Annotated in this window: 12 protein-coding genes and 1 tRNA gene; 3 read left to right on the forward strand and 10 right to left on the reverse strand. The window is 68.1% G+C overall.

What is annotated here, in order from left to right; all coding sequences use genetic code 11:
- Positions 1 to 82 precede the first annotated feature (82 nt).
- From E0E18_RS05460 to E0E18_RS05470, 3 genes are all read left to right on the forward strand, one after another.
- Positions 83 to 1423 carry an O-acetylhomoserine/O-acetylserine sulfhydrylase gene (locus E0E18_RS05460; RefSeq protein ID WP_110481085.1) on the forward strand — a complete coding sequence of 447 codons (1341 nt, stop codon included), beginning with the start codon at positions 83 to 85 and terminating at the stop codon, positions 1421 to 1423.
- A gap of 9 nt (positions 1424 to 1432) precedes the next feature.
- Positions 1433 to 2596, forward strand: coding sequence for a homoserine O-acetyltransferase MetX (gene metX, locus E0E18_RS05465; protein WP_130839635.1), 1164 nt, complete (start codon positions 1433 to 1435; stop codon positions 2594 to 2596).
- Positions 2597 to 2695: 99 nt separating this feature from the next.
- A tRNA-Leu gene (locus E0E18_RS05470) sits at positions 2696 to 2781 on the forward strand.
- A 65-nt stretch (positions 2782 to 2846) separates the two neighbouring features.
- Here E0E18_RS05470 and E0E18_RS05475 read toward each other — a convergent pair.
- The 10 genes from E0E18_RS05475 to E0E18_RS05520 form a co-directional block, all read right to left on the reverse strand.
- Complete coding sequence (locus E0E18_RS05475) at positions 2847 to 3842, reverse strand: sulfate/molybdate ABC transporter ATP-binding protein (protein WP_130839638.1); 996 nt, start codon at positions 3840 to 3842, stop codon at positions 2847 to 2849.
- The gene (locus E0E18_RS05480; protein ID WP_066583832.1) at positions 3839 to 4648 is read right to left on the reverse strand and encodes a sulfate ABC transporter permease; all 810 of its coding nucleotides are present in this window, start codon (positions 4646 to 4648) and stop codon (positions 3839 to 3841) included. The genes E0E18_RS05475 and E0E18_RS05480 overlap by 4 nt, the downstream gene beginning before the upstream one ends.
- Positions 4645 to 5454 carry a sulfate ABC transporter permease subunit CysT gene (gene cysT, locus E0E18_RS05485; RefSeq protein ID WP_130839640.1) on the reverse strand — a complete coding sequence of 270 codons (810 nt, stop codon included), beginning with the start codon at positions 5452 to 5454 and terminating at the stop codon, positions 4645 to 4647. Before cysT ends, E0E18_RS05480 begins: the two co-directional genes overlap by 4 nt.
- Positions 5451 to 6608, reverse strand: coding sequence for an extracellular solute-binding protein (locus tag E0E18_RS05490; protein ID WP_110481083.1), 1158 nt, complete (start codon positions 6606 to 6608; stop codon positions 5451 to 5453). The genes cysT and E0E18_RS05490 overlap by 4 nt, the downstream gene beginning before the upstream one ends.
- 192 nt (positions 6609 to 6800) lie before the next feature.
- On the reverse strand, positions 6801 to 7175 hold the full coding sequence (locus tag E0E18_RS05495) for a DUF3017 domain-containing protein (protein WP_078057063.1): 375 nt from the start codon (positions 7173 to 7175) through the stop codon (positions 6801 to 6803).
- A gap of 13 nt (positions 7176 to 7188) precedes the next feature.
- Positions 7189 to 8046 carry a bifunctional methylenetetrahydrofolate dehydrogenase/methenyltetrahydrofolate cyclohydrolase gene (locus tag E0E18_RS05500; protein ID WP_110482435.1) on the reverse strand — a complete coding sequence of 286 codons (858 nt, stop codon included), beginning with the start codon at positions 8044 to 8046 and terminating at the stop codon, positions 7189 to 7191.
- Positions 8047 to 8094: 48 nt separating this feature from the next.
- Entirely contained in the window at positions 8095 to 8583 is a 489-nt protein-coding gene (locus E0E18_RS05505; protein ID WP_066583845.1) for a tRNA (cytidine(34)-2'-O)-methyltransferase, read from the reverse strand.
- Position 8584: 1 nt separating this feature from the next.
- Positions 8585 to 10033: a M18 family aminopeptidase gene (locus E0E18_RS05510; RefSeq protein ID WP_130839642.1), complete on the reverse strand. Its 1449-nt coding sequence runs from the start codon at positions 10031 to 10033 to the stop codon at positions 8585 to 8587.
- A 77-nt stretch (positions 10034 to 10110) separates the two neighbouring features.
- A complete protein-coding gene (locus E0E18_RS05515; RefSeq protein WP_130839644.1) occupies positions 10111 to 11922 on the reverse strand; it encodes an alpha/beta hydrolase family protein in 1812 nt (603 codons plus the stop codon).
- A gap of 10 nt (positions 11923 to 11932) precedes the next feature.
- Positions 11933 to 13396 carry a circularly permuted type 2 ATP-grasp protein gene (locus tag E0E18_RS05520; RefSeq protein ID WP_130839646.1) on the reverse strand — a complete coding sequence of 488 codons (1464 nt, stop codon included), beginning with the start codon at positions 13394 to 13396 and terminating at the stop codon, positions 11933 to 11935.
- Positions 13397 to 13525 lie beyond the last annotated feature (129 nt).

Consider the following 13525-nt stretch of genomic DNA (forward strand, 5'->3'; position numbering starts at 1 on the left):
TTGCCATTTTCCCGCACCGTCCACTACTGTTCTGTCCCAGCGAAACATCACGTTCCCGAACCTGATCCTGAAGGGGCAGTACATGACCACCAAGTACGACAACAGCGACGTCTCCAACTGGGGATTCGCCTCCCGCGCCATCCACGCCGGCCAGACCGTGGACTCCGACACCGGTGCCCGTAACCAGCCGATCTACCTCACGGCCTCCTACGTGTTCAACTCCGCCGAGCACGCCAAGCAGCGTTTCGCCCTCGAGGACCTCGGCCCCGTGTACGGACGTCTGACCAACCCCACCCAGGAAGCCCTGGAGAACCGGATCAACTCACTGGAGGGCGGCGTCCACGCCGTGGCCTTCGCCTCCGGACAGGCCGCCGAGACTGCGGCGTTCCTCAACCTCGCTGACGCCGGTGACCACATCGTCACCTCCGCCCGGCTCTACGGCGGCACCGAGACCCTGTTCGCCGTCACCCTCGCCCGTCTCGGCATCGAGGTCACCTTCGTCGAGGACCCGGACAACATCGACGCCTGGCAGGCGGCCGTCCGTCCGAACACCAAGGCCTTCTACGGTGAGACCTTCGCCAACCCGCAGGCCGACGTCCTCGACATCCCCGCTGTCGCCGAGGTCGCGCACAGGAACAACGTCCCCCTGATCGTCGACAACACTCTGGCAACCGCCGCCCTGGTCCGTCCCCTCGAGCTGGGCGCCGACGTTGTCGTGGCGTCCCTGACGAAGTTCTACACCGGCAACAGCTCAGGCCTCGGCGGCATCCTCGTCGACGGCGGCAAGTTCGACTGGACCGTCGAGCGCGACGGCAAGCCGGTCTTCCCGCACTTCGTGACCCCGGACCCCGCCTACCACGGCCTGAAGTACGCTGATCTCGGTGAGCCTGCCTTCGGCCTCAAGGCCCGTGTCGGTCTGCTCCGCGACACCGGCGCAACGCTCTCCCCCTTCAACGCCTGGGCCACCATCCAGGGCCTGGACACCCTGGCGCTGCGCGTCCGCCGTCACAACGAGAACGCCAGGGCGGTCGCGGAGTTCCTCGACGCCAACCCCGCCGTCGCCAAGGTCAACTACGCCGGCCTGCCCTCCTCCCCCTGGTACGCCGTGAAGGAGAAGCTGGGACTGGAGTTCACCGGTTCGGTGCTCTCCTTCGACCTCGCCGTCGACGACGCCTGGTCTGACGAGGCCCAGGACAAGGCCTGGACGTTCATCGACGCCCTCAAGCTGCACTCCGACCTCGCCAACGTCGGTGACGTCCGCTCCCTGGTCGTCCACCCCGCCACCACCACCCACTCCCAGTCTGACCAGCACGGGCTGGAGAGGGCCGGCATCAACCGGGCAACCGTCCGGCTGTCCGTCGGTATCGAGGACGTCGACGACATCATCGCCGACCTCAAGCTCGGCTTCGCCGCACTGGCGTAGGGCGGCACAGTGACCGCCGACCCCGCCCTGCTCCCGGAAGCGTACAGCTCCACGACACTGTCGATCGGAGATTTCACGACCGAGGCCGGCATCGACATTCCGGGAGCACAGCTGAGACTGTTCGCCTTCTACGACCCGGCGGACGCCCGGGCGGACCACACGGGCTCCGACAGTCCCCTGTCCCCGGCCGACGTCGTCGACCGCCCGGTGATCCTCATCGAGCACGCACTCACCGGGGACGGCAACGCCGTCGACTGGTGGCCGGGCATCATCGGTCCGGGCCTTGCCCTGGACACCACCCGGTACCTCGTGCTGTGCGCCAACTGTCTCGGCGGCTGTCAGGGGTCCACCGGCCCGTCCTCCGAACATCCTGACGGAGGACGGTGGGGTTCACGTTTCCCGGCGCTGTCCATCCGCGACCTGGTGGTCGCGGAGAAGCAGCTGCTTGTCGACGTCCTCGGCATTGAACGGCTCCGGGCCGTCATCGGCGCGTCCATGGGTGGTGCGCGGGTGCTCGAATGGTCGCTGATGTACCCGGGCATGGTCGAGGCGGCACTGCCCGTCGCCGTGTCCGCCCGCGCCTCTGCCTGGCAGATCGGTATGCAGTCGGCACAGATCCGGTTCATCACCACCGATCCGGACTGGCAGGGCGGCGACTACCACGGCACCGGTCGTATCCCCGCCCGTGGACTGGGGCAGGCCCGCCGTATCGCACACCTGACGTACCGGGGCGAGCTCGAGTTCGACGAGCGCTTCGGTACCGACCCCCAGGAGGGCGAGAATCCCTACGGTCCGTACTGGTCCCCGGACCAGCGGTTCTCCGTCGAGAGCTACCTTGACCGACAGGCGGAGAAGCTCGTCGGGAGATTCGACGCCGGCAGTTACGTCATCCTCACCGACGCACTCAACCGGCATGATGTCGGACGTGGCAGGGGCGGCATGAACAGGGCCCTGGGTTCCTCGGAGGTTCCGACGATGGTGGCCGGCGTGGACACCGACATCCTCTACCCCTACCACCAGCAGGAGCATCTCTCCCGGAATCTCGGTGACTTCATCGGACTGTCGAAGATCACCTCCCCTACCGGGCATGACGGATTCCTCACGGAGACCCGTCAGATGAGCCTGATCCTCGAGAAGTTCCTGACCAAGGCGGAGCTCCTGGCCCGCCGCTGACACCGTCGCCGGGGGCAGGTTACAGACTTGCCATTCCGGCGGCGGCCGCGGTAGGCTAACCGGGTCTTCAGCGCAGTTCAACGCTGAATGTCCATCCATGTCCGGGTGGCGGAATGGCAGACGCGCTAGCTTGAGGTGCTAGTGTCCTATTAACGGACGTGGGGGTTCAAGTCCCCCTCCGGACACAGTGAGCGGTTCACGAACCGCACCGGCCGGAGGTCACAGACCCGAGAGAGTCTGTGACCTCCGGCTAGGCTCCGTGTCCCAGTTCGGTGGCCCGGGCGTAGAGGTGCGAACCTGCGCTGTCCTCGGACAGTCCGAGGGCGTTGGCGTCCCCCCTGGTGATCTGCGCGGTGAACGGCACACCTGTCACGGCGTCCTTCAGTTCGACCCGCACCTCGAACCCCAGCACGGCGACACGGTCGATGACTGCCTCCCGGACGGCGGTGGCGGGCACTTCATTGCCGGGTACGGCGAGATCCGAGGTCAGGCCGAGCCGGATGTCGTGCGGTCGCACCGTCTGCCCGTCCAGTTCGGTGACGTGGCCGAGGAAGGACTGCACGAACGGTGTCGCCGGCCGGTCGTAGAGTTCGGCGGGTGTCCCGGTCTGTTCGATGTGTCCGGCGGAGAGGACGGCGATGCGGTCCGCGACGTCGAGGGCCTCCTCCTGGTCGTGGGTGACCAGGACCGTGGTCACGGTGAACTCCTCGTGCATGTGACGCAGCCAGGTCCTCAGGTCCTCCCGGACCTTGGCGTCCAATGCACCGAAAGGTTCGTCGAGGAGAAGGACGCCCGGATTCGGCGCCAGAGCCCGGGCCAGGGCCATTCTCTGGCGTTGGCCACCGGACAGTTGGGCGGGATAGCGGGTCTGGTAGCCCGCCAGTCCGACAATCTCGAGGAGCTCGTCGACCCGGGCGGTGATCTCGGCCTTGGGTCGTCTGCGCACCGTCAGGCCGAAGGCGACATTGTCCCGCACCGTCATGTGTTTGAATGCGGCATAGTGCTGGAAGACGAAACCGATACCACGGTCCTGGGGGCTGAGGCGGGTGACGTCACGGCCGTCGATGGTGACGGTCCCGGAATCGGGAGTCTCCAGACCTGCGATGGTGCGCAGCAGGGTGGACTTGCCGGATCCTGACGGGCCGAGGAGGGCGGTGAGGGATCCTTCCGGTATCTCGACGGAGACATCGTCGAGGGCCCTGAAGTCACCGTAGCGTTTCACTGCGTGGGACACGGAGATGGTCATCGGTTCACCTTCTGCTGCTTCTGGAGTGCGGTCATGATGACCAGGACAATGACGGCGACGGCCATGAGGAGGGTGGCCGCCGAGTAGGCGCCGTAGACGTTGTGGTCGTCGATGTAGCGGGAGTGGACCAGCAGGGTGAGTGTCTGCCCGCCTCCGGCGAACCCGGAGGCGACCATGATCACGGCACCGAACTCCCCGAGGGACCGGGCGACGGTCAGTGCCACACCGTAGGACAGCCCCCACCGGATCGAGGGAAGGGTGATCCGCCGGAATGTCTGCCACCGGGACGCTCCCAGGGTGGCGGCTGCCTGCTCCTGGTCCGTGCCGATCTCGTGGAGAACCGGCTCGACCTCCCGGACGATGAACGGCAGGGTGACGAAGATGGTCGCCAGGACCATGCCGGGCAGGCCGAAGATGACCTGGAACCCTGTCGACTCGATTCCGCCGAACCAGCCCCCGTGACCCCACAGGAGGATCAGGGACACCCCCACGATCACCGGGGACACGGAGAAGGGCAGGTCGACGACGGCCTGGATGATGTTCCTGCCGGGCAGGTTTCCGCGGACCAGCCCGAGTGAGACGACGATCCCGAAGATCACGTTGAGAGGTACGACGATGATCACGATGAGCAGTGAGGTCTTGAGTGCCGAGATCGCCGCCGGGGTGGTGATCCACGCCCAGAACTGGTCGAGTCCCGGAGACAGGGCGCGCCACAGGATGGTGCCCACCGGGAGGACGACGAGGACGCCTATCCACGCCAGTGCGAGGATCCGGAGGGTGAGGACAGTTCTGCGTGACAGCGTCATATGCGCTGCTCCTTCCGTGATTTCGCTTCACCGGCGAACCGGAGTCCCAGCAGCACCAGGAAGGTGACGGCAAGGAGCACGACGGAGACCGCTGCCGCGGCATGGGGGACGTCGGACTCGATCTGCTCCTGGATGTACTGGGAGGCCACCTGGGTCTCGCCTGGGATGTTGCCTCCGATGAGGACTACCGACCCGAATTCTCCGAGTGCCCGTGCGAAGGCGAGGCCGGTACCGGAGAGGATCGCCGGGACCAGGGCCGGCAGAATGATGCGACGGAAGATGGTGGCGTTGTTCGCGCCGAGTGAGGCCGCAGCCTCCTCGACATCACCGTCGAGTTCCATGAGAACCGGCTGGACCGCACGGACGACGAAGGGGAGGCAGACGAAGGCGAGGGCGATGACCAGTGCCGGTCGGGTCGCGTTGAGTGTGATGTGCAGGGGACTGTCCGGGCCGTAGAGGCTGAGCAGCACCAGGGAGGCGACGATGGTCGGCAGTGCGAAGGGCAGGTCGATCAGGGCGTCGACGACCTTCTTTCCCGGGAAGTCGTCCCGGACCAGGACCCATGCCACCAGGGTTCCGGTGACGGCGCTGATGACGCCGACCACCGCGGAGACGACGATGGTGACCCGCAGGGCGTCCAGGGATCCGGTGGCGGTCACCGCTTCCCGGAAACCGGACCATCCCTCACCGAACGCCTGGGTGGTCAGGGCAGCCAGCGGGAGGAGGACGATGACGGACAGCCACAGTACCGCTGTGCCCATGCTGAGCTTCGAGGCCTGTGCAGGCCGGCTGAGTACGGTTGTCATGACTGCCCTCCGTATATCCCGGTGACCGCGCCGTCGGTGCCGAAGAGCACGGCGTCGACGAGAGGCCAGCCCTTCTTCGCGTTCTCACCGGTGGCGAGGTCGGGGAAGAGACCGGTGAACTGTTCGGAGAGGTCGTCGATGCTCCACACGTTGCGGGTGGGACGGAAGGCGTCACGCTGGTCGGCGGGCAGCGAGTCGATCACCGGTGTCGTCCCGGAGAAGAGGTCGGGTCCGGGGCGGAAGCCCTGGGACGCCCACCGGGTTTCGGCGTCCGGACTGAACAGGTAGTCGCGGAACGCCGTGGCCGCGGCGTCGTCACCGACCTTGTCCCCGGTGACGACGGCGACCGGGTTCTCGATCCGGAAGGTGTCGGTGGGGTTGAGGTAGGTGATGTCGTCACCGTCGCGGGCGAGCAGGATCGCCTCGTTCTCGTAGGACAGCAGGACGTCGCCCTGACCCTGTTCGAAGGCGCTGGTGGCTTCCCTGCCGGACTTGGGCCGGACATGGATGTGCCCGGTGACCAGTTCCGTGACCTTCTCCAGGGCGGTGGCGTGGGCGGCTGCGGCATCTCCGCGGTTGTCCTCGAGCGCCTGGAAGTACCACCCTGCGTAGGGTGCCAGGAGGTTCCATTTCGCCGACCCTGAGCTCGCGGGGTTGGGGGTGATGATCTCGATTCCCGGGGCGAGGAGGTCGTCCCAGTTGGTGAGGTTCTTCGGGTTGCCGGCTCGGGTGACGAAGGAGACCACGGAGCCGAAGGGGACCGACCGGCCTGATTCATCGCCGGGGATGTCCTTCTTCCAGTTCTCGTCGACGAGGCCGGCCTTCACCAGCCGGGTGATGTCGGGTTCCAGGGAGAAGTTCACCAGGTCGGCGGGCACGTGCCGGGCGACTTTACGGGACTGGTCGCCGGAGGCTCCGTAGGATTCGGCGAATCCGGTGTCCCGACCTTCGTCGGTCTGGCGGTAGCCGGCGATCACCGCTTCGAATCCCGGTTTGGGCACCGAGTAGGCCACCAGGTTGACCCGGTGGGACCCGGAGGAGACGTCAGTGCCGTCCGGGTCGTCCGTGGTTCCGCCGGGCAGCGCGAAGATGACGCCGAGGGCGACGACCCCGAGCCCGGCGAGCACCACCCCCGGACCTGTCCCTGTGTTCATCCGTTCTCCTGCGGGTTGATCGACCGGAAACTCAGACAGACTGCTCTGTCTATAACAGGTTGACACGTTATCCCCGGCCCCGGCGCAGGCCCGGGTATTCGGAAGTACGTGAATGAAATACTTGACACAGGACGCCACGGCACTCACTGAAATGCCGCGGCCCACCTCCCCCGGCCGTGACCGACTGCCCCCTCAGCTCCCCAGTGAGTCGATCGACAGCGCCGTGAAAGCCAACAGGACGCCCACAATCACACAGAACCAGGAGTCGAACTTCCTCGAACGGACGGCGAAGACCCCCAGGATCCGGGAATCGACCCACCACCGGATCAGCCCCAGCCACACCATCCCCGCCCCCACCGCCACCGTCCCCTTGCGCCAGTGGTCGGTGAAGATGAGCACGGCCCCGGCCGTCACCACCACCAGGAACAGCACCACCGACAGCATCTGGAGGTTCCGTGTGACCCTCGAGGGCGGAGTCGCGGCGTCATGCGGATTCGCCAGCAGCTCACGACGTTCGGCGTCGCTCAGCGGCACCACGTCAGCCTGGTCGTCCGTCCCGGAAGCCACCTGGTTCTCCCCGCTACGCCAGACCTGCGAGCCGCTCAGCGCGCTCGACAACGTTACGCACCAGGAAAGCCCTCGTCAGAGGACCGACACCCCCCGGATTGGGAGCGACAGCACCGGCGACCTCCCACACGTCGGGGTGCACGTCCCCCGCGAGCCTGCCGTCGACCCTGGACACCCCGACGTCAAGCACCGCCGCCCCCGGCTTCACCATGTCAGCGGTGAGCATGTGCGCCCGGCCCGCGGCGGCGACGATAATGTCGGCGTCACGGGTCTCCCGGGCGAGATCCCTCGTCCCGGTGTGGCACAGAACCGTCGTCGCATTCTCGGTCCGACGGGTCAGCATCAGTCCGATGGGCCTGCCCACCGTCACGCCCCGGCCGATGACCACGGCCTTCGCCCCGTCGATCTGCACCCCGAACCGGCGCAGCAGCGAGATCGCACCGTTGGGGGTGCAGGGCAGCGGCGCGGGTTCATTGAGGACCAGTTTGCCCAGGTTCACCGGGTGCAGACCGTCGGCGTCCTTGGCGGGGTCGATGCGCTCCAGCACCTCGTTCTCGTTGAGGTGACCCGGAAGCGGCAGCTGGACGATGTACCCGGTACAGGCCGGGTCTGCGTTGAGCTCGTCGATGACCCCGAGAAGTTCCTCCCTGGTCACGTCGGCGGGAAGATCCTTCCGGATGCTGTTGACCCCGATCTGCTCGCAGTCACGGTGCTTCATCTTCACGTACGACCGGGAGGCCGGGTCGTCCCCGACCAGCACCGTCGCCAGCCCGGGAGTCACACCCCGTTCCTTCAGCGCGGCCACCCTGGTGGTGAGATCGGCGAAGATCTCGTCCCGGTACAGTTTTCCGTCCAGCTTCATCGCAGTCACGGCGTCCATCCTATCCGCCGCAGACACCGTGGGAAGAGCCGGACCTGCTCACACCGCCCCCGGGAACCCCGCCTGCCGCCACGCCTCGTGGGCGGCGACAGCGGCCGCGTTGGACAGGTTCATGCTGCGCCGCCCCGGCAGCATGGGAATCCGCACCTGCATGGTCACCCGGGGATCCTCGAGTGCGGCGTCCTCCAGGCCCGTCGGCTCCGTACCGAACATGAGCACATCCCCCGGCTCGTACCTGACATCGGTGTACCAGGTCCGCGCCCGGGTCGTGAACGCGTAGACGTGCCGTGCCCCGTGGCGGAGGAGGTGGCGCAGGGCGGCGTCCCGGTCGTCGTGGAGGGTGACCGACGCCAGGTCGTGGTAGTCCAGCCCGGCGCGGCGCACATGCCGGTCACTGAAGTCGAACCCCAGCGGGCCCGCCAGGTGCAGTGCCGCACCCGTCCCGGCGCACATGCGGATCGCGTTGCCCGTGTTCGGGGGGATCACAGGCTGGTCGAACAGAACCCGGCAGAACGGGGTACCGGGCATCTCACATCCTCCAGAAGGCGCGGAGTGCGTCCGTGAACCAGACAAGGTCCCTCACCCCGGCCATCTCCCGGGCCGAGTGCATCGACAGCAGGGGAATCCCCACGTCAACGGTGGGGATCCCGAGCCGGGTGGCCGTCACAGGTCCGATCGTGGAACCGCAGGGGACGTCATTGCTGGAGGCGAAGACCTGGCACGGCACACCGGCAGCCGCACAGGCCCTACGCCACAGTGCCGCAGTCACCGCGTCCGTCGCATACCTCTGGTCGGCGTTGACCTTGAGCACCGGACCCGAGTTCATCACCGGGTGGTTGAGCGCGTCGTACCGGCCGACATAGTTCGGGTGGACGCTGTGTGCCGCATCTGCCGACACACAGACCGAACGTGCGTACATCGCCCGGGTCAGATCGGTCGATGCCCCGAGACCTGCGGCGATGCGGACCAGCACATCCTCCAGGACCGGGCCGGCGGCACCGGACGCCGACGCTGACCCGACCTCCTCGTGGTCGAAGGCCGCGAACACACGGATGTCTGCGCCTCCTGTCCCGCGGTCCTCTCCCCCGCCGCCGGACGCCACGGTCAGTAACTCCGACGACCCCGACGACTCCGACGACTCCGACGAGCCCGTCGACCCCGGAGACCTCAGGGCTTCCAGACCGGCGAAGACACTGCTGAGGTTGTCCATCCGGCCGGCGGCGATGAAGTCGGACTCCGCACCGAAGATCTCACCGTGCTGGGCGTCGACGGTGATGAGGTCGTGGGAGACGATGTCCTGTGCCGTCACCTCCGTCCGTGTTCCTCCCGCCGTCCCTTCGCCCCGGTCGACAGCGGCCCGGGCGACGACATCGAGGACCGTGGGAGTGTCCGCCCCCACCGCGAGGACCGGCTGCATGTGTCGCTGACGGTCGAGGGTCAGACCGGTGTTGACGCTGCGGTCCAGGTGCACGGCCAGATGCGGGACCCGCAGGACCGGGCCGGTCGCCACGAGCAGTTCCCGTCCGTCGGCCAGGACTATCCTTCCGGCGATACGCAGTTCACGGTCCAGCCAGGACGGCAGTATCGCACCGCCGTAGATCTCCACGGCAGCCTGACGCCACCCCGCAGGACCTGCCAGGTCACCGACCGGCTTGAGCTTCAGCCCGGGAGAGTCCGTGTGCGCCCCCACAATCCGGAAACCGGACGTGGCGGGGGCCGCCCCCCCCGGGATCTGCCAGGCCACCACTGCCCCGCCCCGGACGATGAAGTGACCTCCCGGTGCCACCGCACCGGTGCCCCCGTCACCGTTCCACGGCGTCCTCTCGTCTTCACGGGTGAATCCCGTCTGCTCCAGACGTCGGGCCACCTCCGCGGCGGCGTGGTAGCTGGACGGCGACGCGGCGATGAAGTCGGTGAACCGGCGGGCGAAGGCCACGGCGGAATCAGACGGCACAGAGTCGGGCGAGGGAGAGGTCATGTCCCCCAGTTAACCACCGGTGCGGACACGTCGGCCCCACCCACCTTCCGGGCCCGCCCGGTGTACCGTCCCCCGGCTCAGTCGGCCACCCCGTGCCGCCGCAGCCACCCGACCATGGCCTCGGCAATGCGCTGACGGTTCACCTCACGGACGAAGACGTGACCCTCGTCCTCCAGTTCCAGGGCCTGTGTGAGAACCCCACGGTCGTCCAGGGCGGCCTTCATCTGCCGGTACTCGCTCGGCGGGACGTTCGTGTCGTGGAGACCGTGGATGAACAGGACCGGCGTCCTCACCTCCCCACCGTCAAGGACCCGGCGCAGGGGTGAGACGGACCGCAGCAGTTCACCGTCCTGGATCGGGTACCCGTACTTCGGATACGCGGCGGAGGCGATCCACGGTTCGGTGTTCCGGTAGAAGGTCTCCAGGTCGCTCATCCCGCAGGCACAGACCGCGGCGCGGAACAGGTCCGGAAACCAGGTGACCGCGATGTTGACCAGGTAGCCGCCGTAGGAACGACCACTGACGGCCAACCGCGCCGGGTCAGCGAAACCGGCGTCCACCAGGAAATTCGCCGAGTCCTCCAGGTCCCTAATCCCGGAGAACCTGCCGTACCTGTTGTCTGCGTGCTGAAAGACCCGGCCACTGCCGGACGACCCCCGGATGTTCGGGGTGAACACACTGACCCCTGCCGAGATCACCGCACGCAGCACATCATGGTGCTCGGGCCTGGACTGCCCCTCCGGACCACCGTGGAAGTGCACGAGCGTCGGCTGCGGACCCGCGGCGGTGCCCCCGTCGGCGCCGGCCGCCCGGTACAGCCAGCCGGACAGTTCCACCCCGTCGCGTGCCGTGTAGTGCACCAGCTCCGGTTCACCGGGACGGGCCCCGGAACCGCCCTCCCCCGCCACAGCGGTCGAATGACCGGTACGGGTGTCCACCAGGTGCACCGTCGGAGGTGACCCGGGGCTCTCCACCGTCAGCGCCAGCACCGACCCGTCGTCGGTGAGTCTCGGCCCGCGGGCGACGAGGCCGGGGAGCGGGACCGCACGCCGGACCAGCACCCGCTGGTCCCGGTCGAGCTGCAGGAGTTCCAGGGAGGACCTGCCGGACCTGTTCCACAGGACCGCGGCGGTCGCCTCGTCCCTGCTGACACAGAACTCGTCGACGTCAGCCTCACGGTGGGCGATGAGGTCCCGGCTGCGCATCACACCGTTTTTCGCGTGGACCCGCAGCACCCGTCGCCGGTCACTGTGGTGGTCACTGCACACCAGCAGCACCGGCTCACCGTCACTGCGGGGAGGGAGGATGCAGCCGGCGTCCGTCGTCGCTCCGGGCTGGGGGGGCAGCAGAGGACGCCACGAGCCGTCCGGCCCGATGAGCAGCAGTTCACGGTTGGCCCGGGGCCCCACCCTCATCAACGCGTGTCCGGCGTTCGCCGCGACGAGCTTCCCGTCCACCCGTCGGTCGATGACCTGCGTGGACCCGTCGTCCGGGGAGACCAGACGCCCCTCGGCCATACCGTCGTCACGGACCGCGTCGACCGCCAGCACACCGGAGTTCCATTCCACCAGGGACGTCTTGGCGTCCGAGATGTCGCGCAGCAGGACCGCGGAATCGTCACCGGGATCGGTGGACACCAGCCAGATCTCGGTGCGTTCGGTCCCGCTCGCAGCGATTTCCACGGCCAGCCAGTGGGCGTGCGGGGAGTACCTCACCGCCACCGCCGGTCCGTCGGTGGGGATCCTCACGGGACGAGCCGGCCCCAGGACCCCGTCGACCAGCGGTGCCTGCATGGCCACGGGGAGACCGTCGGGGACGGCGTCATCCCGGAGAACGAACGCGAGTGCCGAACCGTCCGGGGCGATGTCGACGGCGGTGGTGTGCTTCACGCCCTGCAGGCTACCCGACCGGGGCGGCGCGGCCGACGGCACCGTCGGTGCTGCCGGGGTCGTCGGAGACTCCGGAACCCACGGACAGTTCCTCCGGTGAGGACGCCACAATCCAGGTGTCCCGTCCCCCGCCGCCCCGGGAGGAGTTGACGATCAGCGACCCCGCCCGGGCCACCCGGGTGAGCCCCGCCGGCACGGTCGAGGCCCCCGAACCGGTGAGAAGACTGAACATCCGCAGGTCCACGTGCCGACGGGTACCGTCGAGCGCCGGGAGGGTCGACAGTTCCACCCGTTCCTGGGCGATGAACGCCTCAGGTCTGGCGAGGATCTCCGCCCTCCGCTCCGCCAGGCGGGCACCACTGCATTCGGGCCCGATGGTGATACCGGCCCCTCCGTAACCGTCGACAGGTTTGACGACGAGTTCGTCCAGACGGTCCAGAACCTCCATCCGCTGCGAAGGATCCGCGCACAGCCAGGTCGGCACCTGCCCCAGCCGGGGCTCCTCGCCCAGGTAGAAACGCACCATCTCCGGAACCGAGGCGTAGACCGCCTTGTCGTCGGCCAGCCCGTTGCCCGGCGCATTCGCCATGCCCACCGTGCCCGCGGCAAGGGGCCCACCGATCCCCGGCACCCCTTCCGCCAGCCGGTTCTCCTCGACCCGCAGGTAGATCACGTCGACCCGCTTTCCCGAGGCAAGATCGACCACGACCGGCACTCCCCCGTCCTGTTCGACCCGCAGCAGGTCACAGGTCCTGATGTGGAATCCGCCCGCCTCGGCGACCGCCCGCTGCTCCGCCCTCGTCGGGTCGTGGTCACCTTCGGAGACGATGACGACATGGCGGGACGCCGCGTCGGGTCCGGACGGCAGATCCGGATGAGGTGGTGGCGCGGCGTCCTCCACTGTCGCGCAGAACATCTCCAGGGCACCGGTCACGGGCCGCAACCGGTCCCGGACCCCGGCCAGGAGCTCCGGCCAGTGGTCACGGGTCACAGACCTGGCCGCCAGTGCGAAGGTCAGACCGGAGGGCATGCGGACATTGTCCTCCAGCACCGCCCACCTGCCCCGGTCGTCGCAGACCAGGTCCGCACCGGCGACACGGGTGCGCACAAGGCCTGCGGGGAAGCTGCGTCCGAGGGGGGTGTACCCCGGTGACCGGGCGATGATTGCGGCGTCCATGCGACCGGCCCGGACGATGGCGGCGTCCTCCGGGGAATCCACGGTGTAGACGTCGTCGAGAAAGCGGTCGAGGGCGCGGGTCCGCTGTTCCACCCCGCGGGCGAGCCGGTCCCACGTCGCTGCTCCGATGACGCGGGGCACGGGTTCGATGTCGAAGACTTCGTGACCGTGCAGTTTCCCGTCGGCGTCCTTGACCCCGAAGGTGACGCCGCGGGCGACGAGGTCGGAGTCTGCGGCGCGGCGACGGGACGTCACGTCCGAGGGGTCCAGGGTGTCGATGATCTCCAGGGGCTCCATCTGCCCAGGGTAGACCGAGGTTCTCCGATCCGCAGCGCAGCCGGGGAACCGGACCGGGGAACCTGACGGGTGTCCGGCAGGGACGGCGGCCGGAACCTCCACCGCGTCCGTCCACCGCGTCCGTCCACC

The organism is Corynebacterium neomassiliense (assembly GCF_900626215.1).
GTDB classification, from domain to species: domain Bacteria; phylum Actinomycetota; class Actinomycetes; order Mycobacteriales; family Mycobacteriaceae; genus Corynebacterium; species Corynebacterium neomassiliense.

What these genes read in the sequence shown, in the direction of transcription:
- E0E18_RS05460 (WP_110481085.1), top strand. Translation starts at nt 83, where the DNA reads ATGACCACCAAGTACGACAACAGCGACGTCTCCAACTGGGGATTCGCC.
- E0E18_RS05475 (WP_130839638.1), bottom strand. Translation starts at nt 3,842, where the DNA reads ATGACCATCTCCGTGTCCCACGCAGTGAAACGCTACGGTGACTTCAGG.
- E0E18_RS05480 (WP_066583832.1), bottom strand. Translation starts at nt 4,648, where the DNA reads ATGACGCTGTCACGCAGAACTGTCCTCACCCTCCGGATCCTCGCACTG.
- cysT (WP_130839640.1), bottom strand. Translation starts at nt 5,454, where the DNA reads ATGACAACCGTACTCAGCCGGCCTGCACAGGCCTCGAAGCTCAGCATG.
- E0E18_RS05490 (WP_110481083.1), bottom strand. Translation starts at nt 6,608, where the DNA reads ATGAACACAGGGACAGGTCCGGGGGTGGTGCTCGCCGGGCTCGGGGTC.
- E0E18_RS05505 (WP_066583845.1), bottom strand. Translation starts at nt 8,583, where the DNA reads ATGCCCGGTACCCCGTTCTGCCGGGTTCTGTTCGACCAGCCTGTGATC.
- E0E18_RS05510 (WP_130839642.1), bottom strand. Translation starts at nt 10,033, where the DNA reads ATGACCTCTCCCTCGCCCGACTCTGTGCCGTCTGATTCCGCCGTGGCC.
- E0E18_RS05520 (WP_130839646.1), bottom strand. Translation starts at nt 13,396, where the DNA reads ATGGAGCCCCTGGAGATCATCGACACCCTGGACCCCTCGGACGTGACG.